Genomic DNA, 24,887 nt, shown 5'->3' on the forward strand with positions numbered 1-24,887 from the left:
CCGCCGTCCTCAGAGGCCGACGTCCCGGGTGCGGAAGTCGGCGAGCGACTCGCGGCGCACCAGCAGCCGGGCGTGGCCCTCGGTGACGGCGACGACCGGTGGGCGGCCGACGAGGTTGTAGCCGGAGGCCATGGACAGGTGGTAGGCGCCGGCGGCGGGGACGGCGAGGAGGTCGCCGGGGCGGATGTCGCCCGGCAGGTCGACGCCCGCCGCCAGGACGTCGCCCGCCTCGCAGTGCCGTCCCACGACGGTGACCGGGCGGGCGGCGGCCGTCGGCCCGCGGCCGACGAGGCGGGGCGTGTAGCGCACGCCGTACAGGGCGGGCCGTGGGTTGTCGCTCATGCCGCCGTCCACGGCGACGAAGACGTGCTCGCCCGTGCGTTTGACGGCCAGGACCCGGTAGAGCGCGATGCCGGCGGGGCCCACTATGGCGCGGCCGGGTTCGATGAGCAGGCGGGGCACGGGCAGTCTGGCGGCGGCGCAACTGTCGGCCAGCGCGGCGCGGACCGTGCGGGCGAGTGCGGGGATGTCCAGCGCCCGTTCGCCGGGGCGGTAGGCGATGGCGTGGCCGCCGCCGAGGTCCAGTTCGGGCAGGGTGACGCCGTGGGAGTCGCGGAGGCGTGCCATCAGCCCGACCATGCGGCGCACGGCGGTGGCGTACGGCTTGGCCGAGGCGATCTGCGAGCCGAGGTGGCAGTGCAGTCCGGTCAGTTCCAGCCGCGGGTGCCGGTCCAGGACGCGGGCGATGGCGTGCAGGGCCGACCCGTCGCTGATCGCCAGGCCGAACTTCTGGTCCTCGGTGCCGGTCCGGATCTTCTCGTGGCCGCCCGCGCTGATGCCGGGGGCGACCCGGACCATCACCTTCTGGCGGCCGTCCGGGCCCAAGGCGGCCGCCAGGCGGGCGATCTCGGCGGGGCTGTCGATGACGATGCGGCCGACGCCGAGCCGCAGCGCGGTGTCCAGGTCGTGCGGGGACTTGGCGTTGCCGTGCAGCACGATGTTCTCGGGCGGGAAGCCGGCGGTGACGGCGAGCTGGAGTTCACCGGCGGAGCACACGTCGAGGCCGAGGCCCTCGTCGTCGGCCCAGTGCACCATGGCGCGGGAGAGGTACGCCTTGGCGGCGTAGAACACCTCGGCGTCGGGAAAGGCGTGCCGGTAGACCCGGCACCGGGCGCGTACCTCCTCCTCGTCCAGGACGTAGACGGGTGTGTCGAACCGGTCGGCGATCGCCGCGAGCGGGACGCCGCCGACCGACAGGTCGCCGCCGGGCAGCCGCCCGGTCGAGGCGGGCCAGAGGGAGAGGTCGCTCTCGTCGGGCGCCGCCGGTTCGGCGGCGGGGGTGTCCAGGGTGGTCATGGGCGGTCCTTTCAGCCGGCCCGCAGGGACAGCGCGGGTACGGCCGCCTGGCGGGCGGGCTCCCCGAGGCCGGTCGCGGCGGGCGCGGTGAACCGGGGGTTCACGGTGACGGTGGTGACGCCCAGGGGTGCGGTGAGCGTCCGCAGGGCGGGGCGGGCGAGCCGTATCCATGCCTGGTGCGGTCCGAGTGCGGCGGCGAGCCCGTGTTCGGTGGTGAAGCCGACGGCGGTGCGGCCGCCGGGCGGGGTGCGGAACAGCCGTACCGCGTACCCCAGGGGCCCCGGCCGGACGGGGACGTACAGCGGTCCGGCCGGGACGGGTTGCGAAGGCTCCGGATCGTCACCGCACGGGAGCTCTGCCATGGGTTCCTCCTGGAGGATCCTCGATCGGAACGGGCGCCCCGGCGTACGAGGGGAGGCCGCCGGGGCGTGCTGCCGACGGTATGCCCGGCCGGCCCGGCCGGGTGCGCGCGTTGACGCGGTACTGACGCGACGTCGCCGCGCGTTGACGCGGTTCTTGCGGTGGCGCCGGCTTGGCTGTTTCCGGGGGCCGACGTCACCCGCCGGAGCCTCTACCATGGGCGGCTGTGACCGGTACCGGGTGCCATACGGAGCGTCAGCTCACCGCGCAGCTCGCCGGGCTGGGCGTGGAGCGGGGCGGGTTCCTGCTGGTGCACGCCTCGTTACGGGCGGTGGGGCCCGTGGCCGGCGGCGGGGAGGCGGTGCTGCGCGCGGTGCGCGGCGCGCTCGGTCCGGACGGCACGGTGGTGGTCCCGGCGTTCACGGCGCGCAATTCGGACACCTCGGCGGCGTACCGGGAGCGGGTGCGCGGGCTGGGTGCGGCGCGGCGGGCGGCCGTGCGGGCGGCGATGCCGCCGTACGACGCGGCCACGATGCCGTGCGACGCGGGGCTCGGGGCGCTGGCGGAGATCGTACGGACCCGGCCGGGCGCGGTGCGCAGCGCGCACCCGCAGACGTCGTTCGCCGCGCTGGGGCCGCACGCCGAGAAGGTCGTCTCGGACCACCGACCGGACTGCCATCTGGGCGAGGACTCGCCGCTCGCCCGGCTGTACGACCTGCGGGCGCAGATCCTGTTGCTGGGGGCGGGTTACGGCAGTTGCACGGCCTTCCACCTGGGCGAGTACCGGGTGGCGCGGCCGCCGCGCCGCAGGTACCGGTGTGTGGTGCGGGACGGCGGGGTGCGGCGGTGGTGGGAGTACGAGGACGTCGATCTCGACGACGGTGACTTCGCCGCGCTGGGGGCGGATCTGGAGCGGGACGGCGGTGGCGTCGTGCGGACCGGGGTGGTCGGGTCGGCGTGGTGCCGGCTGGTGGGCGTCGCCGAGGCGGTGGACTTCGCGCGGCTGTGGCTGGCGCGCAACCGCTGACCCCGTCCGGGTGGGGTGCGTTCCATACGGGTGACGCGGCCCCGCGGGGACCCGCCCCCAAATGGCGTAGGTTTCCTCATTCGTTCATGGTGGGGCGGTTCGTCACCGGCCGCGGCCGGGCAACTCTTCCGTGACCTGTGGGAGTTGCCCTTGACCGTGGGGGGACTGTGACCGTGCTGCGCGGCCGTGCGTTTCTGATGCTCCTTCTGGTGTCCTTGCTGGGCGCCTCCTTGGCGGGTGCGCCGTCCGCCGCCCCGGCACCCGTGTGGCAGCGGGTCGCGCCGGGGGTCGAGTACCGGTGGTTCGACATCCCCTCCTCGCGCGGCACCGCGCGGGCCCATCTGCTCTCGGTGGACCTGGGCAACGCGCGCGTGTCGGCGGGCCTGCTGTATCCGGGGGTGGTCGCGGCACGCTCCCCGCTGTCGGCGCTCGCCGACGGTGCCGGTGCGGTGGGCGGCGTCAACGGCGACTTCTTCCACCTGTCGGAGAACCAGCACCCGGGCGTGGAGGCGACCGGCGCCCCGGTCGGCCCCGCCGTGGCGGACGGCCGCCCGCTGAAGGCGGCCGTGCCCAACGGGCAGCGGTTCGGCCCCGCCCTGCCGCCCGGCACGAACACCCGCCAGGTGCTGGGCGTCGGCGAGGACGGTCTGGCGCGGATCGGTGAACTGTCGCTGGACGGGACGGTGTCGTCCGAGCAGGTCGAGCTGCCGCTGGGCGGGCTCAACCAGTACGCGCTGCCGGTGGGTTCGGTGGGGGTGTTCACCAAGGACTGGGGCGCCGCGTCACGGGTGCGCGCCACTTGCGGGACCGACACCCAGCGGGACGCGCCGTGCAGTACCGAGACGTACGAGGTGACGGTGCGCGGCGGCCAGGTCGTGGCGGTCGCGGAGACCCCGGGCCGGGGCGCGATCGAGCCGGGCACGGAGGTACTGGTGGGGCGCGAGGCGGGGGCGCGGGAACTGCGGAGGATGGCGGTCGGTGACCGGGTGAAGGTGACGTACGCGCTGGTCGCGGACGGGCAGGTGGTCGCGGACGGTGCGTTCCGCTTCGCGGTGGGGGGTTATCCGGTGCTGCGCGGCGGTGCGCCGCTGAGCGGGATGGACCGGGTGACGCCCGCGGTGCGCACGGCCGCGGGCATCCGCGACGGCGGGACGCGGCTGCTGCTGCTCGCGCTGGACGGCTCGCCGGGGTTCCGCAGCGGGCTGACCGTCGTCGAGGTGGCGGAGGCGATGCGGGACCTGGGCGCGAGTGACGCCGTCAACCTGGACGGCGGGGGCTCTTCCACGCTGGTGGCCCGGCAGAACGGCGCGGCGAAGGTCAGTGTGCTCAACCATCCCAGTGGCGGGCTCCAGCGGGCCGTGCCGAACGGCATCGGGATCTTCGTACGGGGAGAGGAAGCGCCCCAGGGCCGGGGAGCCGGGATCCCTAGGGTTTGAGGCTGCTGACGACGTCGGCCGTGGCGGAGACGCCGTTGTAGATGGTGGGCGCCAGACTCGTGCTGGCGAGGAAGAAGCCGAGCAGGCCGCACACCAGCGCGTGCGAGATCTTGAGCCCACCGTTGCGCAGGAAGATCACCGCCAGGATCAGCAGAAGCAGCACCACGGAGATGGATACGGCCATGTGTCGCCCTCCTCGGCCAGTCGCCGCACCCGGTGTGCGGCATTCGGCGGCCAGTCTGGCGGAGCCCGGGCGCCGTCCGGGCGTACGGCGTGTCGGCCGAACGGGTATTACCCGGCGGTGACCCGTTACTCGCCGTGGGTGCGGAGGAAGCGCGCGAGGCCGGGCAGGTCGTCGGTGCCCAGGTGGTCGACGCGGGCGGCGAGCAGTTCCGCCCAGACGGCGTCGCGGGCGGGGCCGGGGGCGTCCGGGGTGGCCCAGAACCGGACGCGCCGGCCCTCGCGGTGGGCGGCGGTGACGAGCGTGTGCAGCCGGGCCCGTTCGGCGTCGGGGAAGGGGCCGGTGCCCCGCCAGTGGAAGCTGTGGGTCCAGTTGGAGCTGACCAGCGGGATGAGGGAGGCGGGTGCGGCGGTGCCCAGGTCGTCGAGGCGGCCGTCGTAGAAGGCGTACCGGACGGCCTGCGCCTCCATGGGGGCGCGGGCCGCGCGGTCCCCGGAGACGACGGCCGTGACGGCGCCGGTCCGGACCCGGCCGTTGACGCAGCGGCTCAGCATCCGGCGGTGGGCGGCCAGTTGGCGGTGGAGTTCCCGGTACGCGGCGACGCCGTCGGCCTTGATGTCGATGAGCAGTCGCACGGGCCGGTGGTGACCGGCGTACACCGTGCCGTGGTTGGCCCTCACCCGGGCCGCCAGCGGGTTGAGGTAGAGCGAGCGCAGTGTACGCGTGGGGTCGAGCTGTGCCGGCTCGTGGGCGACGAGGAGCTCTCCGTCGACGAGGAAGACATCGGCCTCGACGCTGGTGAAGCCGTGCGACAGGGCGTCGTGCAGGGGCCGCCGGTGCAGGTAGTCGTTGTGCGCGTGGGCCCGTCGGAGGGGCCGCACCGACGCGGTCCGCGCGGCCGCCCGCTGGGCGGGCAGGGTGAGGGTGGTGGCCGCGGTGGCGAGGGTGACGACGGCGGAGCGGCGGGACAGCGGCGCCATGGATGACTCCCGGGGCACACGGGGGCGGAGGGACGGGACCGAGTATGCGGTCCCGTCGCTCCAACCGCCGCACGCGTGCGTGGAGTTGGCTGATACGTCACCCGGGGTTCAGCGGCGGCGGGCCCGTCTCGTGCCGGGGTCGAGGGCGGTGGCGTGCAGGTGTTCCAGCGCGTCGAGGACGACCGTACGGTCGTACCAGGCCAGCCAGCGGCCGACCTGGCGGCTGGTGTGTTCCAGGGCCTTGAGCTGGGCGGCGTGCAGGTCCTGGATGGGCCGCTCGAAATGGGCGGAGACCATCCCGAGGCAGCGCCCGCCGCTGATCAGCGGCACGCTGTGGACCGAGCGGCTGCCCGCCTCCAGGACGGCCCGGCGGGCGTCCTCGGCGAAGACCGGGGCGGTGGCGACGTCCGGGACGGTGACCTGGGCCAGGTCCTTCGCCGCCTGGGAACAGGCCGTGCCCTCCTCGCCGACGAAGTCGAAGAAGTTGACGAAGTCCTCGCTGAGCCCCGCGTGCTTCTCCAGCCACAGTCCGCCCGTCGCGTGGTCCCCGATCTGCACGTTGCCCATGTGCGTGGAGGTGATCGCGAGCGTCTGCGACAGGACCTCGCGCAGCACGGCACTGCGGTGCGCGTGCGAGGCGTCGTCGATGGCCAGCGAGTCGAGGGTGGGGGCCGGGTGCCGGATCCGGCCGGGGAACCACTGGTCCGCGCGGTCGTCGGGCCGCGCCAGCCGGACGATGGCTTCGGCGAGGGTGCGCAGCCTCACGTTGTAGCGCTGCGAGGTGCTCTGCATCAGCGCGAAGGCGGCTTCCGCGTCGGCCAGGAGGTAGCGCTCCCGGAGGATGCCCTGTGCCTCCGCGATCAGGGGACGGTTGCGGGCCTGGGCCCTCAGGTGGCGAACCTGGGCACGCAGCCGTACCAGCTCGTGCCCCGTGCCGTCGGTGTCCCGGGCACCGTCCTTGAACATCTCGGTCATGGGGTCGCGTCTGCCCGCTGCCGTGCAGGTCACACCCCTTCGGGAGCGTGGTCCGTCCATTCGGTCGTCCGGTCGCACCAGCGCTCCAGCAGGACGCGGTCGTGGCCGACGGCGAGGAGGCCCGCCCCCCGGTCGCGGCGGTAGGCCTCGACCACGGCGACCAGGGCGGCGGTCGTCGAGGCGTCGAGCATCGCGGTCATCTCGTCGCAGACGAGCCAGCGCGGCCGCAGCACCAGCGCGCGGGCGAGGCAGGCGCGCTGGAGCTGGCCGTCGCTGACCTCGTGCGGGCGCCGGCCGAGGAGGTCGTCGGTGAGGCCCACCGTGCCGGCCAGTTCGGCGACCCGGTCGGCCGCCTCGTCGCGGCGGCCGGTGGCCCGCAGCGGTTCGGCGATCAGGTCGCGCAGCCGCAGCCGGGGGTCGGCGGACATGCGCGGCTGCTGGAAGACGACGCCGATCGCCGTGCGCAGTTCGCGCGGGGCGCGGTGGCGCCAGGCGCGTACCTCGGTGCCGTCCACGACGACCCGGCCGGCGTCCGGGCGGTGCAGCAGGGCGGCGACCCGGGCGAGGGTCGACTTGCCGCAGCCGCTGGGGCCGAGGAGCCCGACGGCCTCGCCGGGCCGGATGGCCAGGGACACGGAGCGGAAGACGGGGCGGCGCGGGTCGTACCCGGCGGTGATGGCGTCGAGTTCAAGCACGGGCGGGCTCCTCGGCGGCGTGGGCGTGGTGGCAGGCGACACCGTCGGCGAAGCGCGGCGCCGTCCCGCAGGCGGCGCTCGCCCGGGCACAGCGGGCGGCGAAGGCGCAGCCGTCCGGGAGGTCGCCCAGCTCCGGGGGCATGCCGGGGATGGGGGTGAAGTCCCGTTCCGGGAGGGCGGCGAGCAGGCCACGGGCGTAGGGGTGCCGGGGCCCGGGGTCGCCGAAGAAGCGGTCGGCGTCGGCGAGTTCGACGATGCGGCCCGCGTACATCACGGCGACCCGGTCGGCGATCCGCCCGGCGGCCGCCAGGTCGTGGGTGATCATCAGCAGGGCGCGGCCGTCGTCGGCGTGGCGGCGCAGTTCGTCGGCGGTGCGGTCGACGAGGGCGCGGTCGAGGCCGGTGGTCGGCTCGTCGGCGAGCAGCAGCGGGGCGTCGCCGATGAGCGCGAGGGCGGTGGCGGCGCGCTGGGCCTGGCCGCCGGACAGCTCGTGGGGGTAGTGGTCGAGGAGGCCGGCGGGGAAGGAGGCGCGTGCGGCGGCCGCCACCGCCGCCGGGCGCAGCTCCGCCCGGGGCGTGCCGGCCAGTTCGCGCAGCGTCTCCTCCAGTTGGGCGCGCACGGTGCGTACCGGGGTGAGGTGGGCGGCCGGGGACTGCGGGACGAGCCCGATGCGCCGGCCCCGTACCGTGCGGGCGAGGGTGCGCTCGTCGGCCGCGAGGAGGTCCAGCCCGTCGATCACGGCCGTACCGGCGGTCTGGGCGTTGCCGGGCAGGAGGCCGAGCAGCGCGGAGGCGAGGACCGACTTGCCGCAGCCGCTCTCGCCGACGAGGGCCAGGCACTCCCCCGCGGCGAGGTCGAAGCTCGCTCCGGTGACGGCGGCGATGTGGCGGCCGCCGCGCATCCGGAAGCGTACGGACAGGTCCTTCACGGAGAGGACGGGGGCGGGGGCGGGGCTCACAGCATCAGCTCCGATCGGCGGCGCGGGTTGATCCGTTCCCGCCAGGCGCCGGCGAGGCCCGCGATGGCGAGCGTCGGAACGATCAGGAAGAGGCCGGGGAAGAGGGTGGGCCACCAGTCGCCGGCCAGCAGTGAACCGCGTGCCGTCTGCACCAGGTTGCCGAGGCTCGCCTGGTGGGCGGGCAGCCCGAGGCCCAGGAAGGACAGCGCCGACTCGTGCCACATGGCGTGCGGCACCATGAGCACGGCCGCCAGCCCGGCTCGCGGCGCCACGGCCGGCAGCAGGTGGCGGACCGTGACCCGCCACCGCGACGCGCCGCCGGAGATCGCCGCGTCGATGTACGGGCGCGAGCGCAGCGACAGCACCTCGGAGCGGACGATCCGGGCCGTGGACAGCCAGTGGGTGAGCGCGACGGACACGATGACCGGCCACACCCCGGGGCGGAACATCGCCACGACGAAGATGCCGAGCAGCAGGTGCGGTACGGACGAGAAGGTGTCGACGAGCCGCATGACGAGCCGGTCGGTCCAGCCGCCGAAGGCGGCGGCCGCCGCGCCCACGGCCGTACCGATGACGGTGGCGACGAGCGCCGCGACCAGGCCGACGAGGAGCGAGACGCGCAGGCCGTAGACGCAGCGCAGCAGCAGGTCGCGGCCGACGTCGTCGGTGCCGAAGGGGTGCGCGAGCGACGGCGGCCGGAGCTTGAGCGACAGGTCGACGGCCTGCTGGTCGAGCTGGACCAGCGGCGGCACGAGGAGCACGGCGAGGGCGACGGCTCCGACGATGGCCGCGGAGACCGAGACCCGGACGGTGCGGGTGGAGCGGCGGGTGCGCCCGTGGGACTTCCAGGTGAGCTCAGCCATCGAACCCCACCCTGGGGTCGGCGAGTCCGTACAGCAGGTCGGAGAGCAGGTTTCCCAGCAGCACCGCCGCCGTGGCGAGCACGGTCAGCGCGGCGAGCAGCGGGAAGTCGACGGAGGTGGCGGCCTGCACGGTGGCGGCCGCGATACCGGGCCAACTGAAGACCGACTCGACGAGCAGGGCTCCCGTGATGAGTTCGGGCACCCGCGAGCCGATGAGCGTGAGCATCGGCAGCATGCCGGAGCGCAGCGCGTGGCCGAGGAGCACCGTGCGTTCGGCGAGGCCACGCGCGCGTGCGCCCCGCACGGGGTCCTCGTCGAGCGCGTCGGCGACGCCCTGGCGCACGTACAGGAAGAACCAGGGCAGTTGGGAGACGCCCAGGACGAGCGCGGGCAGGACCAGGTGCGAGGCGACCTGTCCGAAGGTGACGGTGTCGCTGGCCGTGTCGGTGAGCCCGCCGGCGGGCAGCACGTCCAGCTCCAGGGCGAACAACCAGATGGCGAGCAGTCCCAGCCAGAAGGCGGGGGCGGCCTCCAGGGTGTACGCGGCGGAGCTGACGCACCGGTCCAGCCAGCCGCCCTGCCGTCGCGCCGCCAGGACGCCGAGGGCCGTGCCGAGCAGGACGGCGACGGCGAAGGCGGTGGCGGCGAGCAGCACGGACCAGCCGATGCGTTCGCCGATGACGTCGGCGACGGGCTGGCGCAGGACGCTGGAGTCGCCGAGGTCGCCGGTGAGGGCGGAGGTCAGCCAGTTCCACCAGCGCGCCACTAGGGGCTGGTCGACGCCCAGGTTGGCGCGGAGCTGGTCGAGGTTCTCCTGCGAGGCAGTGAGCCCGGCGGTGCCGGCGTACGCCTTGACGGGGTCGAACGGGGAGGCCGCGGCGACGGCGAAGACCGCGAAGGTCACCAGGAGGAGGACGGGGACGGCGAACAGGGCCCGCCGTCCCGCCATCCTCCCCATCGCGGCCCAGGGGAGGCGGCGGCCCGTTTTCGCGGCGGTCACTTCTTGGTGCCCCTGGGGATCCAGTTCTCGACGTTCCACCAGGGGCCGGAGGCGAGGCCGTGGTCGTGCGGCTCGACCTGGGTGGAGAGTCCGTCCCACGTGTCGTCGACCACGTACAGGTGGTCGATGTGGGTGAGGAAGGTGTATCCGGGGTTCTTCACCAGTTCGCGCTGGATGGTGTCGTAGGCGGCCTTGCGGGCGGCCTTGTCGTTGGTCTTGCGGCCGTCGTCGAGGGCCTTGTCGACGGCCGGGTTGTCGTACCAGGCCATGTTGTTGAACCCGTCGCCGCCGAGGGAGGACTTCAGCAGCAGGTACTGGTCGAAGTCGGGGTCGCCGGGCGAGCCGCCGCCGGCGAGGACGGCGTCGTGCTTCATGCGCGGCTCGATGACCTCCCAGGTGCCGGCCTGGGTCCTGATGTCGATGCCGGCCTTCTTGGCGTCGGAGGCGTAGGCGAGGGCGTGCTCCTGGCGGAGCTTGTCGCCGGAGAGGTACCAGAGGGGGAAGGAGGCGCGGACGCCGTCCTTGACGCGGATGCCGTCGGGGCCGGGCTTCCAGCCGGCGTCGTCGAGGATCTTCTTCGCCCCGGCGAGGTCGTGGGGGCGCTCGGTGCCCTTGGTGAACCACTCGCTGTCGGTGGGGACGGGGCCGTAGGCGGGCTTTCCGGCGCCTTCGAGGATCTTGTCGACCATGGTCTCGCGGTCGACGGCGATGTCGAGGGCGCGGCGGATCGCGGTGTCGCCGGTGACCTGGTTGTGGGTGGGCAGGGTCACCAGGCGGTAGTCGTAGGTCGTCGCCTCGTACGTCTTCTTCGCGCTGTCGCCCTTGAAGCCCTTGGCGAGGTTGGGGGGCAGGATCGCGCCGTCGAGGTCGCCGGAGCGGAGGCGGGTGGCGCGGACGTCGTCGTCCTTGATGATCGCCATGGTGAACTTCTTCACCTTGGGCGCGCCGCCCCAGTAGTCGGGGTTGGCCTTGAAGCTGATCTTCTCGCCCTTGGACCAGCCGGTGAGGACGTAGGGGCCGGTGCCGATGGGCCTGGTGGTGAAGGGGCCGCTGTTGACGTCCTGCTTCGCCGCGATGTGCTCGGGGGCGATGCCGAGGACGGTGCGCTCGGCGAAGGGCGCGTAGGGGTACTTGAGCGTGAAGACGACGGTGTCGTCGCCGACCGCCTTGACGTCCTTCAGGGCGTCCAGTTCGGTCTTGGAGGCGTTGTTCGTCCTCTTGTCGAGGATGGTGCGGTACGTGAAGACGACGTCCTTGGCCGTGAAGGGCTTGCCGTCGCTGAACTTCACGCCCTTGCGGAGCTTGTACGTGTACGTCAGGCCGTCAGCGCTCACCTCGGGCAGGGCGACCGCGAGGGCGGGCTTGAGCTTCATGTCGCCGTCGAAGGCGAGCAGCCCGTCGAAGATCTTGGAGTTGCCGTCCTTGCCGTAGCCGAGCAGGGGGCTGAGCGACTCGGGCTCGTAGGCGATGCCGACGACCGCGCCGTCCCCACCCGCCTGGCTCTTGCCGCCGGTACCCGGGTTCGAGCAGGCCGCCGCGGTGAGGGCCAGGGTTCCGGCCAGCGTGGCGGCGGCCATGCCGCGTATGGATCGGGCGGTCATGGTTCCACACCCCTCGTGAAGCTAGTGAAGATCCGCTGTTGTTGCGAACGACTCGCAATTAAACAGCATGTAGAGGGGTGGGTTCCTCCTGCGGTCCTTACCGGGTCATGCCCAGATCATGCCGGGGCGGGGAGATCCACCAGGTCGGCGAGGATCTGCTTGTGGTGCCCGGCCGAGCCGAAGGCGATCTGATCGCTTTTCGCCTGCTTCAGGTAGAGATGGGCGGGATGCTCCCAAGTCATTCCGATGCCGCCGTGGAGCTGGACGCACTCCTCGGCGGCGTGCACGGCGGCCCGCGAGCAGTACACCTGGGCGACGGCCACGGCGAGCGGTGCCTCGGGGCTGCCGGTGGCGAGCGCGTCGGCGGCGTTGCGGGCGGCGGCGCGGGCGTTCACCACCTCAAGCCAGAGCTGCGCCATCCGGTGCTTGAGCGCCTGGAAGGAGCCGACCGGCCGGTTGAACTGGTGACGCTCGCGGGTGTGCCGGACGGTCTCCTCCAGGCACCACTCCGCCAGGCCCAACTGCTCGGAGGCGAGCAGCCCGGCGCCCGCGAGGAGCCCCCGGCGCACCGCCTCCCGGGCGACCCCGGCGTCCGCGAGGCGGGTGCCCCCGGTGTCGGCGGTCACGGTGGCGAGCGGGCGGGTCAGGTCCAGCGGGGTCTGCGGTACGACCGTGGCGTCGGCGGCGTCGACCGCGTACAGCCCGTCGGGGCGCACCACGAGCAGGACGTCGGCGCGGGCGGCGTCGGCGACCCCGGTGACGGTGCCGGTGGTCGCCGGCTCGTGACCGGGCCCGGCGGAGAGCGGGACGGCGAGCACGGCGACCGTGCGGCCGGTGGCGAGGTCGGTGAGCAGGTCCCCCGCCCGGGCGGCCAGCAGCGTCTCGGTCGCGACGACGGAGCTGGTGAGGTACGGGACCGGCGTCACCGCGCGGCCCAGCTCCTCCAGCACGACGGCGGCCTCGCGGTGGGAGGCGCCCTGGCCGCCGAGCTTCTCGGGGACGAGGAGCCCGGCCGCCCCCATGTCGGCGGCGAGCGCCTTCCAGAGGGCGGCGTCGTACGGTGTGGCCCGCTCGATCCGGCCGGGCAGGTCCGCCGGGGCGGCGCGGTCGGCGAGCAGGGAGCGCACGGCGGCGCGCAGGTCGCCCTCGGCCTCGGAGTACAGCAGGTCCGGCTCGGCGGGGGTGTGGTCGGTCATCGCGCCAGGTCCTTCCATGCGACGTCCTTGTCGTTGCGCGGCTCGGCGGGCAGTCCGAGGACGCGTTCGGCGACGATGTTGAGCAGCACCTCGCTCGTACCGCCCTCGATGGAGTTGCCCTTGGAGCGGAGGTAGCGGTAACCGGCGTCGCGGCCGGTGAAGTCGACGAGCTCGGGGCGGCGCATCGTCCAGTCCCCGTACAGCAGGCCCTCCTCGCCGAGGAGTTCCACCTCCAGGCCGCTGATCTCCTGGTTGAGGCGGGCGAAGGCGAGCTTCATGCCGCTGCCCTCGGGGCCGGGCTGGCCCGCGACGAGCTGCTGGCGCAGCCGCTCGCCGGTCAGCCGGGCGACCTCGGCGTCCACCCACAGGTCCAGCAGGCGCTGGTGGAGGTCGTGGGTGCGCAGCTCGGGGCGCTCGCGCCAGGTCCGGGAGACGGGCCCGATCATGCCGCCCTCGCGGGGGATACGGGCGCCGCCGATGGCGACGCGCTCGTTGTTGAGCGTGGTCTGGGCGACCTTCCAGCCATCGCCGACCTCGCCGAGGCGGTGGGCGTCGGGGATGCGTACGTCGGTGAGGAAGACCTCGTTGAACTCGGCCTCACCGGTGATCTGCCGCAGCGGCCGCACCTCGACGCCGGGGTCGGTCATGTCGCACAGGAAGTAGGTGATGCCCCGGTGCTTGGGCAGCTCGGGGTCGGTACGGGCGATGAGGATGGCCCAGCGGGCGACATGGGCGCTGGACGTCCACACCTTCTGGCCGTTGACCACCCACGTGTCCCCGTCCCGGACCGCCCGGGTGCCGAGCGCGGCGAGGTCGGAGCCGGCGCCGGGCTCGCTGAACAACTGGCACCACACCTCCTCCCCCACCCACAGCGGGCGCAGGAACCGCTCCTTCTGCTCCTCGGTGCCGTACGCCAGGATCGTCGGGGCGGCCATGCCGAGGCCGATGCCGATGCGGCGCGGGTCGTTGTCCGGGGCGCCGGCGGCTTGCAGCTCCGCGTCGACGACGGCCTGGAGGGAGCGGGGGGCGTCCAGTCCGCCGAGGCCGACGGGGTAGTGGACCCAGGCGAGGCCGGCGTCGAATCGGGCCTTGAGGAAGTCGGTGCGGTCGGTGGTGGCGGGCGGGTGGCTCTTCAGCAACTCCCGCGTACGCTCGCGCAGTTCGACGGCGTCGGTCACTTGGCGGCTCCTTCCGTGCCGGCCGGGAGGACGACCAGGCGGCCCGTGGTGGTGCCGTCCGCGACGCGCTGCACGGCGGCGGCCGCGTCCTCGAAGGCGACCCGGTCGCTGATCAGCGGCTTGATCAGGCCCTTGGCCGCGTACCCGGCCAGGGTGTCGTGGCAGCGGCGGACCGCCTCGGGGTCCTTCTGGTTGTACAGGCCCCAGTGCAGGCCGAGGACCGAGTAGTTCTTGACCAGGGCGTGGTTGAGGGCGGGCGACGGGATGTCGCCGCTCGCGAAGCCGACGACCAGGATGCGGCCCTCGAAGGCCACGCACTTGGCGGACTTGGCGTAGGCGTCGCCGCCGACCGGGTCGTAGATCACGTCGGCGCCCCGGCCGCCGGTGGCCTCCTTGACGGCCGCGACGATGTCGTCACTGCGCCGGTCGATGACCACGTCGCAGCCGAGCTCGCGCGCGACGGCGGCCTTCTCGGCGCCGCCGGCGACCCCGATGACCGTCGCGCCGGCCGCCTTGCCGAGCTGGACGGCCGCGCTGCCGACGCCGCCCGCCGCGGCGTGCACCAGGAGCGTCTCGCCCTCCTTCAGGCCCGCCCGGCGGTGCAGGCCGAACCAGCCGGTCTGGTAGCCGATGTGCAGGGCGGCGGCCTCGGCGTCGTCGAGCGCGTCGGGCGCGGGCAGGACCGTCGCCGCGTCGGCGACGGCGTACTCGGCGAGACCGCCGTACGGCAGGGCGGGCGTGGCGATCACGCGCCGGCCGTCCTCGGTCTCGCCGCAGATCTCCACGCCGGGGGTGAAGGGCAGCGGCGGGCGCACCTGGTAGTGGCCCCGGCACAGCAGCGCGTCGGGGAAGTTGATGTTCGCGGCCCGGACCCTCAGCAGGACCTGCCCGTCGCCGGGCATGGGCCGGTCCACCTCTTCGCGCCGCATCACCTCGCCCGGCTCGCCGTTCCGGTGTACTCGCCATGCCTGCATCGAGGGCCTCCACAAAGAGTCGGGCAGTACCGCGCTGGTCGACCGCGCTGGGTCGCGCTCGTCCGCATACTAAGCGGTCGCTTGCCTCGGAGGGAACAGCCTCGCGAGCCTTGCCTCACTGGTTGAACGCTGTCCCACCCGTATCCGTATGGATCGGCGGTCCGCACTCCTCCGTGCGGCCCCACCTCGGGCAGGGAGGGCAATTCCATGGCCGGCGATGTCACCGCGCTTTTCCAGGCGTCCACCGCACACAGTCCCTCGATCGCCATGCTCGACCGGGCGGGCGCCGGGGGCGGCGGGGGCGGAGGCGGAGGCGGGGCATCCGCCCGGATCACCGACTTCTGCATCCCCTGCAACCCCTACTTCCCCACACCCGCGATGTTCGAGCGGCTCGGCGGGCGCCTCAGGGAGATCCTCACGTACTACCCGAGCGGCGCCGACACCATCACCGCCGAGCTGTGCCGGACCCTGGGGCTCAACCCGCAGACCGTCGCCATGGGCAACGGCTCCACCGAGCTGATCACATGGATCGACCACCTGCTCGTCCGCGAGTCGCTCGCCGTGCCCGTGCCGACCTTCGGCCGGTGGACCGACCAGCCCATGGAGACCGGCAAGCGCGTCGACATGATGCTGCTGCCCGAGGCGCACGGCTTCCGGCTCGACCCGGACGCCTTCGTCCGGTTCATCCGGGCCAGACGTTCCCGTACGGCGGTCATCTGCAACCCCAACAACCCGGACGGCGGCCTGCTCACCAAGGAGCAGGTGCTGGCGCTGTGCGACACCCTCCAGGACCTCGACCTGGTGGTGGTCGACGAATCGTTCCTGGAGTTCTCCGACGCGGCCGCCGCCACGACCGTCGTCGAGGAGGCGGTGCTGCGGCCCCATGTGGTCGTGCTGCGCAGCCTCGGCAAGAACTTCGGTCTGCACGGCGTGCGGTTCGGCTACCTCGTCGCCAACCCCGCGCTCGCCGGGCGCATCCGCTCGATGCTGCCGAAGTGGAATCTCAACTCCTTCGCCGAGGCGGTGGTGTTCATGCTCAAGGAGCACCGCCAGGAGTACGAGGAGAGCCTGCGCCGCTCCCGGCACGACCGGCAGGAGATGACCGCCCGGCTCTCCGCGCTGCCCGGGCTGACCGTGTACCCCTCCCAGGGCAACTTCCTGTACGTGAGGCTGCCCGTGGGCGTGGACGGGGCCGTGCTGCGCGACCGGCTGCTGACCGAGCACGGGGTCCTGGTGCGCGAGTGCGGCAACAAGGTGGGCAGCTCCAGCCGGTTCCTGCGGCTGGTCGTGCGCCCGCCGCACGAGGTGCGGCAGTTGGTCGGGGCGTTGGAGCGGGTGCTGTACGGCGGGCCGGTGCAGCCGGCTCCGGTGCCGGGCGCGGGCGGCGGCCCGCAGGGGCTGCAACTGGTCCCCGCCTCCATGCCGGTGCCCTCCGCCCCCGCCGTGCCCGCCGCCGTGACGGCCCCTGGAGCCGTGCCCGCCGCCCGGGCCGCCGCGCCCGCCGCCCGGGCGGCCGTGCCGGTGGCCGGGCCCATGGCCATGGCCCGGGGGTACACCTCCTCCGGCACGGCGGCGGTCGACCGGCTCGTCAGCGGCTGAACACCTCGAACGCCACGGCCGGGCGCCCGCCGAACCGGTCGGCCGCCCGCTGGGCGTTGGCGGTGAGGAAGGTGCGGCAGTACTCCTCCGGGTCCTGGTCGGTCAGCGCCTCGATGTAGGCCCGGTGCTCCAGCAGCGACTGTATGGCGCGCTCCATGCCGGGCGTCGCGTCGACGGCGTGCGTCGGCGTGGACGACCCCGCGACGGCCACCCAGCGCACGCCGTTCCAGGGTTCGAGGCCCTGCTCGACGAGCTCGGGGAAGATCCAGCGGTTCCCGGCGTCACCGGCCGCGTCGAGGGTGGCGCGGCCGACGGCGACGTGGTCGGGGGTGTTCCAGGCGATCCCGCCCCAGGTGTCACGGTGGTTCAGCGTGATGACGAGTTCGGGCCGGTGGCGCCGGATCGCGGCCGCGATGTCACGGCGCAGGCCGAGACCGTACTCGATGACGCCGTCGCGGTGATCGAGGAACTCCACCTCGGACACGCCGACGACCGCCGCGCTGGCCCGCTGCTCCCGCTCGCGCAGCGGCCCGCACGTGGCGGGGTCGATGCCGTCGATGCCCGCCTCGCCCCGGGTGGCCAGCACGTAGGCGACCTCACGGCCGCCGTCCGTCCAGGAGGCGATGGCGGCGGAGCACCCGTATTCGAGGTCGTCGGGGTGGGCGACGACGGCGAGCGCGCGCTGCCAGTCGTCGGGCATCGGCTGGAGCTGGTCGTTCACATGATCGGTCATGGCGGCAGGATACGGTCGTGATCGCGACCGGGGCGTGATGTCCCGGGAGTTCGTCGGGGCGGCTCCGTCAAGCGTGAGGTGCCCCCGCCCACACCATGGGGCGTGCGGGCGGGGGCCGGTTCAGCGCGCGGGCGGGCCGGTCAGCCGGTCGGTCCGGTGGAGAAGCCGTCCGCCGACCTGACCCGCTCGCGGATCCACACCCCGGCCTGCTTCAGCGAGCCGGTACCGGCCCAGGGGCCGTTGCTGGCGCAGGTGCCGGTCTTGAAGACGGCACCGGAGCGGTGGTCGTCGGAGAAGTTCCAGTTGACCCAGCTCACCTTCTTCTTCGCCATGAGGTCCAGATAGCGCTGCGCCATGGTGAAGTCGTTGGCGCCTTCGCCCGCGTAGTCCTGGGTGCCGAACTCGGTGACGAAGACGGGGAGCTTGTCCGCCGCCCTGGAGAGGGTGTTCAGGTACTCGTCGCGGTGGGAGGCGGCGTAGAAGTGGAAGGTGTACATGATGTTGGAGGCCCGCACCGGGTTGTTCACGACCTCCTTCTCGTCAGCACCCTCCGACACCCCGAACGACGACCACGCGCGCGTGCCGACGAGGATGGGACTGCGCGGGTCCTGGGCGCGGATGACGGGGATGAGCTCCTCGGCGTAGCTCCTGATGCGCGACCAGCTCACGCCGCTGGGCTCGTTGGCGATCTCGTACAGCAGGTTCTTCTTGGCGCCGTGGCGCCGGGCGATCTCGGTGAAGAAGGTCTTGGCGCGGCTCAGGTTGTGGTGGGGGTCACCGGGGCTGAGCATGTGCCAGTCGACGATCGCGTACATGCCGCGTGAGGTGGCCTTGTCGATGATGGAGTGCACCAGGTCGGTGTAGCCGCGCGGATCGGTCTCGTAGCCGCCCTCCTGGATGTACATCGAGATGCGCAGGACGTCGGCGCTCCAGTCCGTGGCCAGGGCGTTGAGCGAGCCGTCGGTGACGCACTGGCGGTACCACTGGAGGCCGTGCGTCGACATGCCGCGCAGTTGGACGGGTGTGCCGTGCTCGTTGCAGAGCCTGGTGCCGCAGACCGTGAGCCTGCCGTTGGCGGCGACCGGTGTGGCGACGGTGGGGCCGGGTGAGGTGTTCACCGTTCCACGATCGGCGCCGACGGCGGCGGGGAGGCTGAGCGCGGTGAGGGTGGTGAGGGCGAGGAGGAGCGCGGCGAGGAGCGTGCCGGCGCTGCCGAGGGGACGTGTCCGGATCCGTGCCGGTCTCATGTGGGGGTCTCCGATGCGTTGACGGGAGTCGAGACTGGAAGGAAACTTTCCTAACTGATGGATAGCAGGGCGGAGTTAAGACTTGCAAGGTTCATGACAAGGTGTGGTGACCACGGGAGCGGTTGGCGTGTGCCGGCCCCGACCACGCGTGAACCGGCCCCGACCACGAGGGCGGCGACACCTTCCACGACTTCGGCGCTCCTGACCGGGAGCCGGTGCGGCGGCCGTTCGGGGGGACGGCATACTGACCGACCGGGCGCGATCACTTCCGACATGCTAGGAGCAGCCATGGTTGACCGGATCGCCACCGAGAAGACGACCTTCAGGCCGGTCTTCGAGGTGGGGTCGTCCTTCATGGAGCAGGCGCGGGGCATCGAGGCGAGGTTCCAGCACGCGATCGCCCCGGCGACGGTGGACTTCGACTTCGGTGAGATCAGCCGGGCGGCGAGCGGTATCCCCGACGGCTCGACGGTGAAGATCATCCGGGGCTGGGGGCTCCAGGAGACCGCCCCCGTCAGCGTGATGATCCTGTCCCTCCGGGAGGCCGTACGCCAGGCCCTTCCGGAGCCGTTCGAGAACACCGCCTTCTGGGAGAAGGTCGAAGGGGCGCTCACCGACGCCTTCGTGGGCCTGTACGAGCAGACGGGCACCCACCTCTCCTTCTACCGGGAGGAGCCGGACAACACCAGCTACTACTACAACCTGCTGTTCGCCCTCCAGGACGAGGAGACCGGGGACCGGGTCTACGCCGTCGCCCTCTGCGCCAATGTGACGGTCGCTCTGAGCCCGGAGAAGGTGCGGAACCTGACGGTCGGCGACACAGCCCCGTACACGATCCGCGTCAACGCCATCACCGTGCGGCGCGGCGCACCGTCCACGGGCTGACGGCGGCGCCCTTGGCCCACCGGGCCGCCGTGCCTACGCGCTCGTCGCGGGGCGCGGCGTCCCGGCGGGCCCCGTGGGATCGGTGGGAGTGGTGGGCCCGGTGCTCCCGGTGCTCCCGGTGGGAGCGGTGACGCGATCGGGGAGGCGGTTGCCGACGCTCCGGTACGTGAGCGGCAGCCCGGCCAGCCGTTCGGGGAGCAGGCAGTTCTTGCCGTCCACGACCACGGCGGGCGGCGCCATCCTGGCGGCCATCAGGGACCAGTCGGTCTCGATGGTCTCCGGCCACTCGGTGAGGACGACCGCCGCCCGCGCGCCCTGGAGGGCGGTGCGCAGGTCCGTGCACGGCCTCGTGCCCGGGAACAGTTGCCGCAGGTGTTCGGGGTCGGTGGCCGGGTCCCAGATGCGGACGGCGGCCGCCTCGGCGACCAGTTGGGGGACGAGGGCACGGCTGGGCGCCGCCCGCATGTCGTCGCTCCACGGCTCGTAGCGGGCTCCGAGGACCGCGATCTCGCACCCGGCGAGCTGCTCGCCCAGCTCTTCGCGGAGCATCTCGCGCACGAGCGCGGGCTGCGTGCGGTTGACGGCGATGGTGGCGTCGAGCAGGGGTGTCGGGATACCGCGCTCGGCCGCCCAGTGCGCCAGTGCCGCCGTGTCCTTGGGGAGGCACGAGTCGCCGAAGCCGAGGCCCGGCTGGAGGAAGGCGTGACCGATGCGGGGGTCGAGTCCCGCGCCCTGCATCACCTTGTCGATGTCGAGGTCCGGTGCGGCGCACAGTCGCGCGAACTCGTTGGCGAAGCTGATCTTCATCGCCAGGAAGGCGTTGCCGGCGTACTTGATCATTTCGGCGGTGTCGGGCGTGGTCACCACCCAGGGGCACGTCAGCTCGCCGTAGAGCTGGTGCAGCAGCGGCAGGGTGCCGTGCGACCAGAGCCCGACCACGGTCCGGGAGGGGGTGGTCCAGTCGTCCAGGGCGCTGCCCTGGTTGAGGAACTCCGGGTTGTAGGCGTAGCGCTCGCGCATCTGGGGGTGGGCCTGGAGGAGCCGGGCGCTGGTGCCGGGCGGGACGGTGGACTTGAGCACCACGGCCGGTGGCGGCAGCAGGGCCGCCACCTCCGCCAGGGCCGCCGTCACTTGTGACAGGTCCGCCGCCCCGCTCGCGTCGGGGGGTGTGCCCACAGTGATCAGGACCACCTCGAAGGGCTCTCTGAGGTGCGTGTGGGCCAGGTCGGAGGCGAAGGTCAGCCGCCCGGTCTCCCTGGCCAGCGTCAGTTCCTCCTGGAGTCCGGGCTCGGACACCGGTGTGCGGCCCGCCGCCAGTGCGGCCAGCCGGGCCGGGTCGCGCTCGATGCCCGTCACATGATGCCCCTGCCGGGCGAGGGCGACTGCCCCGGTCACTCCGACATAGCCCTGCCCAACGATGGCGACCCGCACGTGACTCTCCCGACACCCCGGCGACACCAGCAGACCTGCTGCCGCTCCGTACGCGGAAACGCCAGCTTGCGGCCCCCGGCGCCGCCGGGCCACCGGTACCGGCCGGACGGGTGACGGTCAGCCCCTGGTGTCGGCGAACCAGGCGAATCCGTCCCCGTCCCGGTCCATCTCCCCGCCCCGGTCCCTCTCCCCCGCCGGGTCCGTCTTACCGCCACCGGCCGGGGCGGCTCCACCGGCCGGGGCGGCTCCACCGGCCGGGGCGGCTCCACCGGCCGGGGCCGGCGTGTTCGGCAGCAGGAGTTCGACCCGTACGGTCCCCTTCTCGCGCTGCTGGGCGACGAACTCGTCGATCTGGGTGCGGCAGGCGTGGTCCAGGTGGGTCATGGCCGTCAGGTCCAGGCGGATGCGGGGCGCTCCGGCGGCGGCCCGGGCTTCGAGGGCCGCCAGCGCCTCCAGCAACTGCGGGAGCCTGACGAAGGTGGCGCTCCCCGTGATGGTCAGCTTCGCCGTGTCCCCGTCGGATGTCTCCCGCAGGGTCGTCCGCGACATGCGGAGCACCGCCAGCAGGGTCGCCGCCGCCAGGCCGATCAGCACGCCCTCCAGCAGCGCCGTACCGAAGATGGCGAGCGTGGTGACCGCCATGACCACGGCCTCACCCCGGTCCTGTTTCCAGAGCAGGCGGAACTGTTCCGGGGCGAACAGCTTCCACCCGCTGTGCACGAGGACGCCCGCGAGGACGGTGATGGGAATGAGGGCGAGCAGGCCCGGCAGCAGGAGCGCGAAGGCGAGCAGCCACAGGCCGTGCAGCGTACGGGAGAGCCGGGTGCGCGCTCCGGCCTGGACGTTGGCGGAGCTGCGGGCGACGACGGCGGTGACGGGCAGGGCGCCGAGGGCGCCGCAGACGGTGTTGCCGAGGCCCTGGGAGAACAGTTCGACGTTGTAGCGGGTGCGCGGGCCGGTGTGCATACGGTCCACGGCGGCCGCGGTGAACAGGCTCTCCGCCGACGCGATCACGGTGAAGGTGAGGATGGTGGCGAGGACCGCCGGGTCCGCGAGCCCGGCCAGCTCCTCCGACCCGGGCAGGTGGATCGAGCCCAGTAGGTCGCCGACCTGGAGGGTGTTGATGCCGACGCCCGGGAGCGCGGCGACGCCCATGCCGAGGACGACCGCGACGAGCGCGGCCGGCGCCCGGTTCACCGGTCCCGGCACCTTCTTCCAGACGAAGCTGAGTACGACGGTCACGGTCCCGAGCGCGGCGGCGATGAGCGCGTCCGGCCTGCCGAAGGTTGCGGCGAGCAGCCCCGGCAGCCCGAGCAGGTTCTCGACCGGTGTGCCCGGCGCCTTGGCGTCGGCCAGGACGTAGGACTGCCCGATCATCAGGGGCAGGCCGATCCCGGCGAGCATGCCCTGGATGACCGCGACCGAGATGGCCTGGAACATACGGCCGAGCCGGATCAGCGCGAGGGCGATCTGGAGCAGACCGCTGACCAGGACGATGGTGCCGAGCATGGCCAGTCCGTGCTCCAGCACGGCTTCGGCGACGAGGGCGGCCAGACCGGCCGCGGGGCCGCTGACCTGGAGCGCGCTGCCGCGCATGAGGCCGACGACGAGCCCGCCCACGATGCCGGAGACGATGCCCAGCTCGGGCGGGGCGCCGGAGGCCACGGCGACCCCGATGCACAGCGGCAGGGCCACCAGGAAGACGACGAACGAGGCGGTGACCTCCGTACCGAGGTGCGCGCCGCGCAGTTCGGCGGCGAGCGACGGGACGGCCGTGGAGGGTGCGGGGACGGTGGACCGGCTGGTCAGCGGGGAGCGGGCGCCGGACCGGCCGGTGGGGCGGGCGTGCCGGGCGCGCTGCCGGGGCGGCGGGGAGGGGGACGGTGTGGGGGACGGCATGGGGGCGTACTCCTTGCGCGGGCCGGAACGGGACCGGCATCGACAACCGTGAGCGGGCCGGGCGGGGTCAGTGGGGCGCGAAGTCGCCGTCCTCGCCCAGCTCGTGGAGTACGCCGGTGTCGATGCGGTAGTACCAGCCGTGGAGCCGCAGTTCGTCGTCGTCCAGCAGGCGGCGGACGACGGGGTAGGTGCCCAGCCATCGGATCCGGCAGGTCTCGCAGGTGCCGATCATCATGCTGACCGCCCGCGGTGAGGAGGCCGACCGGGTGGTGGGCCTGGAGGTGGGGGCGGACGACTATCTGGCGAAACCTTTCAGCATGCGGGAGCTCATCGCTCGCATCCGCGCCGTCACCCGCCGCACGCGCGCCACGGCCGGCCACCTGCCGGTCGGCGCGGGCGCACCGGGCGCCCTGCCGGGTGCCGCCGCCGAAGGCGCCGAACGGGACGGCGGGCCGTCCCGCCTGGGCGCCCTGGTGGTGGACCGGCGCACCCGGCAGGCATGGGTGCGGGACGCCCTGGTGGCGCTGACGCCCAAGGAGTTCGACCTGCTGGCACTGCTGGCCGAGGACCCGGGCGCGGTGTACTCGCGCCAGCAGATCCTGGACGAGGTGTGGGACCCGCACTTCCACGGCCCCACCAAGACCCTCGACGTCCATGTGGCGGCGCTGCGGCGCAAACTGGGTGATCCGGCATGGATCCACACGGTACGGGGAGTGGGGTTCCGCCTCGTCGTCCCGGCGTCGCGAAGCTGACGGGCGGGGCGCCGCAGTGACCCGACGCCTGCTCCTGAGCTACGTGACCGTGGCCCTGCTGGTTCTGCTGTGCCTGGAAGTGCCTTTGGGCATCGTCTACGGCAGGGCCGAGCAACAACGCGCCACCCAGGCCGCCGAGGACGAGGCCGAGTCCCTCGCCGCCTACGCGGCCGTGTCCCTCGCGGGCGGCCGGACGGCGGCCCTGGAGGACCGGGTGGCGCACTGTGCCGCGCGTATCGGCGGAGAGGTGACCGTTTTCGACGCGGACGGCCGGCTCACCGCCTCCTCCGGTCCCCTGACGCCCGCCCTGGCACGGGAGTTGGCCGCCCGCGACGAGGTGCGGTCCGCGTTGCGGGGGCGGGCGGCCATCGGCGTACGCACCGGGCCGGTGGGCGAGGGGGTGCGGGGGCTCGCCGCCGCGGCCCCGGTGCCGCTCGGGTCCTCCCGGTTCGGGGCCGTGCGCGTCACGCTCCCCACCGAGGCGGTGCACCGGCGGGTCCACGGCGTGTGGCTCACCCTGGCGATGGTGGGGCTGCTGGCGCTGACGGCCGTGGCGGCGGTGGCGTTCTGGCTGGCCCGCTGGACGAGCCGGCCCGTTCTCGAGCTGGAGCGGGCCACCGCCCGGCTGGCCGAGGGCGACCTGTCGGTACGGGCCATTCTGGCCACGTCGACCGGCCCGCCGGAGGTGCGGAGGCTCGCGGTCACCTTCAACGAGACCGCCGCGCGCCTGGAGCAGTTGCTGGAATCGCAGCGCGCCTTCGCCGGTGAGGCCTCCCACCAGCTCAAGACGCCGCTGGCCGCGCTCCGGCTGCGCCTGGACAACCTGGAGCCCGATGTGGCGGCCCACGCCAGGAGCGGGCTGACGGCGGCGATGACCGAGACGGAACGGCTGGCCCGCATGGTGGAGGGGCTGCTGGCGATGGCCCGGCTGGACGAGAAGGCCGTCATGCGGGTGCCCGTCGACCTCGACCGGATCGCCGTCGACCGCGTACAGACCTGGGCGCCGGTGTTCGAGGAGCGCGGCTGCCGGCTGGCGCTGGGCGTCGAGCACGCCGGGCAGGCGCTCGCCGTGCCGGGCGCCGTGGAACAGATCCTGGACAACCTGCTCTCCAACGCCCTCCGCGTCTCACGGCCCGGCTCCGTGGTGCTGCTGGACCGGCGGCTCCCCCGCCCGGCACGCCGGGGCCCGCGCGAACACCGCCCGCCGTGGGCCGAGCTGCATGTGATCGACGAAGGCCCCGGGATGCCTCCCGAGCAGCGTGAGCGCGCCTTCGACCGGTTCTGGCGCGCGCCCGGTTCGACCGAGGGGGGCAGCGGCCTCGGCCTGTCCCTGGTGCAGCGGCTCGCGGTCGCCAGTGGTGGGCACGCCGCGCTGGAGGAGGCCCCTCGGGGCGGCATCGACGCCGTGGTGCGGCTGCCCTCGGTACCGTCACCACGGGGTCCCGGCTCGGCTCCCGGGCGGGCCGAGTCGCCGAGGCAGTGGCCGGCCCGGAGGACCGTCCCCGTGCCCCGCCTCCGCGGCAGGCCGCACCCACGCGGCACGCCCCGCCCGTGAGAGGGG

General features: G+C 73.5%; 23 protein-coding genes and 1 pseudogene. 6 read left to right on the forward strand and 18 right to left on the reverse strand.

Annotated elements, in window-relative coordinates:
- Positions 1 to 9: 9 nt before the first annotated feature.
- Positions 10 to 1,356 (reverse strand): diaminopimelate decarboxylase, encoded by a 1,347-nt coding sequence (gene lysA, locus ACZ46W_RS00200; RefSeq protein ID WP_468328870.1) that lies wholly within the window; start codon positions 1,354 to 1,356, stop codon positions 10 to 12.
- Positions 1,357 to 1,367: 11 nt separating this feature from the next.
- Entirely contained in the window at positions 1,368 to 1,718 is a 351-nt protein-coding gene (locus tag ACZ46W_RS00205) for an SAV_915 family protein (protein WP_468328873.1), read from the reverse strand.
- 224 nt (positions 1,719 to 1,942) lie between these two features.
- Here ACZ46W_RS00205 and ACZ46W_RS00210 point away from each other — a divergent pair, with 224 nt between their 5' ends.
- Positions 1,943 to 2,743: an AAC(3) family N-acetyltransferase gene (locus tag ACZ46W_RS00210; protein WP_468328876.1), complete on the forward strand. Its 801-nt coding sequence runs from the start codon at positions 1,943 to 1,945 to the stop codon at positions 2,741 to 2,743.
- A 197-nt stretch (positions 2,744 to 2,940) separates the two neighbouring features.
- Complete coding sequence (locus ACZ46W_RS00215) at positions 2,941 to 4,179, forward strand: phosphodiester glycosidase family protein (protein WP_468332301.1); 1,239 nt, start codon at positions 2,941 to 2,943, stop codon at positions 4,177 to 4,179.
- Here ACZ46W_RS00215 and ACZ46W_RS00220 read toward each other — a convergent pair.
- From ACZ46W_RS00220 to ACZ46W_RS00270, 11 genes are all read right to left on the reverse strand, one after another.
- Positions 4,169 to 4,363, reverse strand: a complete 195-nt coding sequence (locus ACZ46W_RS00220; RefSeq protein ID WP_073759056.1) for a hypothetical protein — start codon at positions 4,361 to 4,363, stop codon at positions 4,169 to 4,171. The genes ACZ46W_RS00215 and ACZ46W_RS00220 overlap by 11 nt on opposite strands.
- A 125-nt stretch (positions 4,364 to 4,488) precedes the next feature.
- The gene (locus ACZ46W_RS00225) at positions 4,489 to 5,340 is read right to left on the reverse strand and encodes a phosphatidylinositol-specific phospholipase C/glycerophosphodiester phosphodiesterase family protein (RefSeq protein ID WP_468328880.1); all 852 of its coding nucleotides are present in this window, start codon (positions 5,338 to 5,340) and stop codon (positions 4,489 to 4,491) included.
- A gap of 108 nt (positions 5,341 to 5,448) precedes the next feature.
- The gene (locus tag ACZ46W_RS00230) at positions 5,449 to 6,315 is read right to left on the reverse strand and encodes a GAF domain-containing protein (protein WP_468328883.1); all 867 of its coding nucleotides are present in this window, start codon (positions 6,313 to 6,315) and stop codon (positions 5,449 to 5,451) included.
- Positions 6,316 to 6,344: 29 nt separating this feature from the next.
- Entirely contained in the window at positions 6,345 to 7,010 is a 666-nt protein-coding gene (locus ACZ46W_RS00235) for an ABC transporter ATP-binding protein (protein WP_468328886.1), read from the reverse strand.
- The gene (locus ACZ46W_RS00240; protein ID WP_468332304.1) at positions 7,003 to 7,911 is read right to left on the reverse strand and encodes an ABC transporter ATP-binding protein; all 909 of its coding nucleotides are present in this window, start codon (positions 7,909 to 7,911) and stop codon (positions 7,003 to 7,005) included. The genes ACZ46W_RS00235 and ACZ46W_RS00240 overlap by 8 nt, the downstream gene beginning before the upstream one ends.
- Before the next feature lie 53 nt (positions 7,912 to 7,964).
- Positions 7,965 to 8,831 (reverse strand): ABC transporter permease, encoded by an 867-nt coding sequence (locus ACZ46W_RS00245; protein WP_468328889.1) that lies wholly within the window; start codon positions 8,829 to 8,831, stop codon positions 7,965 to 7,967.
- Complete coding sequence (locus tag ACZ46W_RS00250) at positions 8,824 to 9,789, reverse strand: ABC transporter permease (RefSeq protein ID WP_468332307.1); 966 nt, start codon at positions 9,787 to 9,789, stop codon at positions 8,824 to 8,826. Before ACZ46W_RS00250 ends, ACZ46W_RS00245 begins: the two co-directional genes overlap by 8 nt.
- Positions 9,790 to 9,827: 38 nt before the next feature.
- On the reverse strand, positions 9,828 to 11,432 hold the full coding sequence (locus tag ACZ46W_RS00255) for an ABC transporter substrate-binding protein (protein WP_468328892.1): 1,605 nt from the start codon (positions 11,430 to 11,432) through the stop codon (positions 9,828 to 9,830).
- Between the two features lie 116 nt (positions 11,433 to 11,548).
- Entirely contained in the window at positions 11,549 to 12,628 is a 1,080-nt protein-coding gene (locus ACZ46W_RS00260; RefSeq protein WP_468328895.1) for an acyl-CoA dehydrogenase family protein, read from the reverse strand.
- Positions 12,625 to 13,806 carry an acyl-CoA dehydrogenase family protein gene (locus ACZ46W_RS00265; protein WP_468328898.1) on the reverse strand — a complete coding sequence of 394 codons (1,182 nt, stop codon included), beginning with the start codon at positions 13,804 to 13,806 and terminating at the stop codon, positions 12,625 to 12,627. Before ACZ46W_RS00265 ends, ACZ46W_RS00260 begins: the two co-directional genes overlap by 4 nt.
- A complete protein-coding gene (locus tag ACZ46W_RS00270; protein WP_468328901.1) occupies positions 13,803 to 14,780 on the reverse strand; it encodes an NADPH:quinone oxidoreductase family protein in 978 nt (325 codons plus the stop codon). Before ACZ46W_RS00270 ends, ACZ46W_RS00265 begins: the two co-directional genes overlap by 4 nt.
- 207 nt (positions 14,781 to 14,987) lie before the next feature.
- On the opposite strand from ACZ46W_RS00270, the gene ACZ46W_RS00275 reads away from it, so the two are divergent.
- Positions 14,988 to 16,379, forward strand: coding sequence for a pyridoxal phosphate-dependent aminotransferase (locus ACZ46W_RS00275; protein ID WP_468328904.1), 1,392 nt, complete (start codon positions 14,988 to 14,990; stop codon positions 16,377 to 16,379).
- Here ACZ46W_RS00275 and ACZ46W_RS00280 read toward each other — a convergent pair.
- Together ACZ46W_RS00280 and ACZ46W_RS00285 are read right to left on the reverse strand one after the other, a co-directional pair.
- A complete protein-coding gene (locus ACZ46W_RS00280; protein WP_468328907.1) occupies positions 16,369 to 17,112 on the reverse strand; it encodes a PIG-L deacetylase family protein in 744 nt (247 codons plus the stop codon). The two genes, ACZ46W_RS00275 and ACZ46W_RS00280, sit on opposite strands and share 11 nt — an antisense overlap.
- Before the next feature lie 140 nt (positions 17,113 to 17,252).
- Positions 17,253 to 18,359, reverse strand: coding sequence for a glycoside hydrolase family 5 protein (locus ACZ46W_RS00285; RefSeq protein WP_468328910.1), 1,107 nt, complete (start codon positions 18,357 to 18,359; stop codon positions 17,253 to 17,255).
- Positions 18,360 to 18,647: 288 nt separating this feature from the next.
- On the opposite strand from ACZ46W_RS00285, the gene ACZ46W_RS00290 reads away from it, so the two are divergent.
- A complete protein-coding gene (locus tag ACZ46W_RS00290; protein WP_468328913.1) occupies positions 18,648 to 19,244 on the forward strand; it encodes a Type-2Aa cytolytic delta-endotoxin in 597 nt (198 codons plus the stop codon).
- Positions 19,245 to 19,277: 33 nt separating this feature from the next.
- Here the strand turns inward: ACZ46W_RS00290 and ACZ46W_RS00295 are convergent, their stop codons facing one another.
- The 3 genes from ACZ46W_RS00295 to ACZ46W_RS00305 form a co-directional block, all read right to left on the reverse strand.
- On the reverse strand, positions 19,278 to 20,675 hold the full coding sequence (locus ACZ46W_RS00295; protein WP_468328915.1) for a UDP-glucose dehydrogenase family protein: 1,398 nt from the start codon (positions 20,673 to 20,675) through the stop codon (positions 19,278 to 19,280).
- A 117-nt stretch (positions 20,676 to 20,792) separates the two neighbouring features.
- Positions 20,793 to 22,574, reverse strand: a complete 1,782-nt coding sequence (locus ACZ46W_RS00300; protein WP_468328918.1) for a SulP family inorganic anion transporter — start codon at positions 22,572 to 22,574, stop codon at positions 20,793 to 20,795.
- 67 nt (positions 22,575 to 22,641) lie between these two features.
- Positions 22,642 to 22,809: a hypothetical protein gene (locus ACZ46W_RS00305; RefSeq protein ID WP_468328921.1), complete on the reverse strand. Its 168-nt coding sequence runs from the start codon at positions 22,807 to 22,809 to the stop codon at positions 22,642 to 22,644.
- Here ACZ46W_RS00305 and ACZ46W_RS00310 point away from each other — a divergent pair.
- Positions 22,778 to 23,326, forward strand: a pseudogene (locus ACZ46W_RS00310) (winged helix-turn-helix domain-containing protein); the annotation flags it as partial. The gene ACZ46W_RS00305 and the pseudogene ACZ46W_RS00310 sit on opposite strands and share 32 nt — an antisense overlap.
- A gap of 16 nt (positions 23,327 to 23,342) precedes the next feature.
- Positions 23,343 to 24,881, forward strand: coding sequence for a sensor histidine kinase (locus ACZ46W_RS00315; protein ID WP_468328923.1), 1,539 nt, complete (start codon positions 23,343 to 23,345; stop codon positions 24,879 to 24,881).
- Positions 24,882 to 24,887 lie beyond the last annotated feature (6 nt).

This window comes from Streptomyces sp. NPDC031064 (assembly GCF_055570965.1).

Bases quoted from the DNA above. Each gene is read 5' to 3' on its own strand.
- lysA (WP_468328870.1), bottom strand. From the start codon at position 1,356: ATGACCACCCTGGACACCCCCGCCGCCGAACCGGCGGCGCCCGACGAG.
- ACZ46W_RS00245 (WP_468328889.1), bottom strand. From the start codon at position 8,831: ATGGCTGAGCTCACCTGGAAGTCCCACGGGCGCACCCGCCGCTCCACC.
- ACZ46W_RS00285 (WP_468328910.1), bottom strand. From the start codon at position 18,359: ATGAGACCGGCACGGATCCGGACACGTCCCCTCGGCAGCGCCGGCACG.
- ACZ46W_RS00215 (WP_468332301.1), top strand. From the start codon at position 2,941: ATGCTCCTTCTGGTGTCCTTGCTGGGCGCCTCCTTGGCGGGTGCGCCG.
- ACZ46W_RS00275 (WP_468328904.1), top strand. From the start codon at position 14,988: ATGGCCGGCGATGTCACCGCGCTTTTCCAGGCGTCCACCGCACACAGT.
- ACZ46W_RS00260 (WP_468328895.1), bottom strand. From the start codon at position 12,628: ATGACCGACCACACCCCCGCCGAGCCGGACCTGCTGTACTCCGAGGCC.
- ACZ46W_RS00290 (WP_468328913.1), top strand. From the start codon at position 18,648: ATGGTTGACCGGATCGCCACCGAGAAGACGACCTTCAGGCCGGTCTTC.
- ACZ46W_RS00220 (WP_073759056.1), bottom strand. From the start codon at position 4,363: ATGGCCGTATCCATCTCCGTGGTGCTGCTTCTGCTGATCCTGGCGGTG.
- ACZ46W_RS00280 (WP_468328907.1), bottom strand. From the start codon at position 17,112: ATGACCGATCATGTGAACGACCAGCTCCAGCCGATGCCCGACGACTGG.
- ACZ46W_RS00305 (WP_468328921.1), bottom strand. From the start codon at position 22,809: ATGATGATCGGCACCTGCGAGACCTGCCGGATCCGATGGCTGGGCACC.
- ACZ46W_RS00230 (WP_468328883.1), bottom strand. From the start codon at position 6,315: ATGACCGAGATGTTCAAGGACGGTGCCCGGGACACCGACGGCACGGGG.
- ACZ46W_RS00225 (WP_468328880.1), bottom strand. From the start codon at position 5,340: ATGGCGCCGCTGTCCCGCCGCTCCGCCGTCGTCACCCTCGCCACCGCG.
- ACZ46W_RS00255 (WP_468328892.1), bottom strand. From the start codon at position 11,432: ATGACCGCCCGATCCATACGCGGCATGGCCGCCGCCACGCTGGCCGGA.
- ACZ46W_RS00240 (WP_468332304.1), bottom strand. From the start codon at position 7,911: ATGCGCGGCGGCCGCCACATCGCCGCCGTCACCGGAGCGAGCTTCGAC.
- ACZ46W_RS00250 (WP_468332307.1), bottom strand. From the start codon at position 9,789: ATGGGGAGGATGGCGGGACGGCGGGCCCTGTTCGCCGTCCCCGTCCTC.
- ACZ46W_RS00205 (WP_468328873.1), bottom strand. From the start codon at position 1,718: ATGGCAGAGCTCCCGTGCGGTGACGATCCGGAGCCTTCGCAACCCGTC.
- ACZ46W_RS00270 (WP_468328901.1), bottom strand. From the start codon at position 14,780: ATGCAGGCATGGCGAGTACACCGGAACGGCGAGCCGGGCGAGGTGATG.
- ACZ46W_RS00300 (WP_468328918.1), bottom strand. From the start codon at position 22,574: ATGCCGTCCCCCACACCGTCCCCCTCCCCGCCGCCCCGGCAGCGCGCC.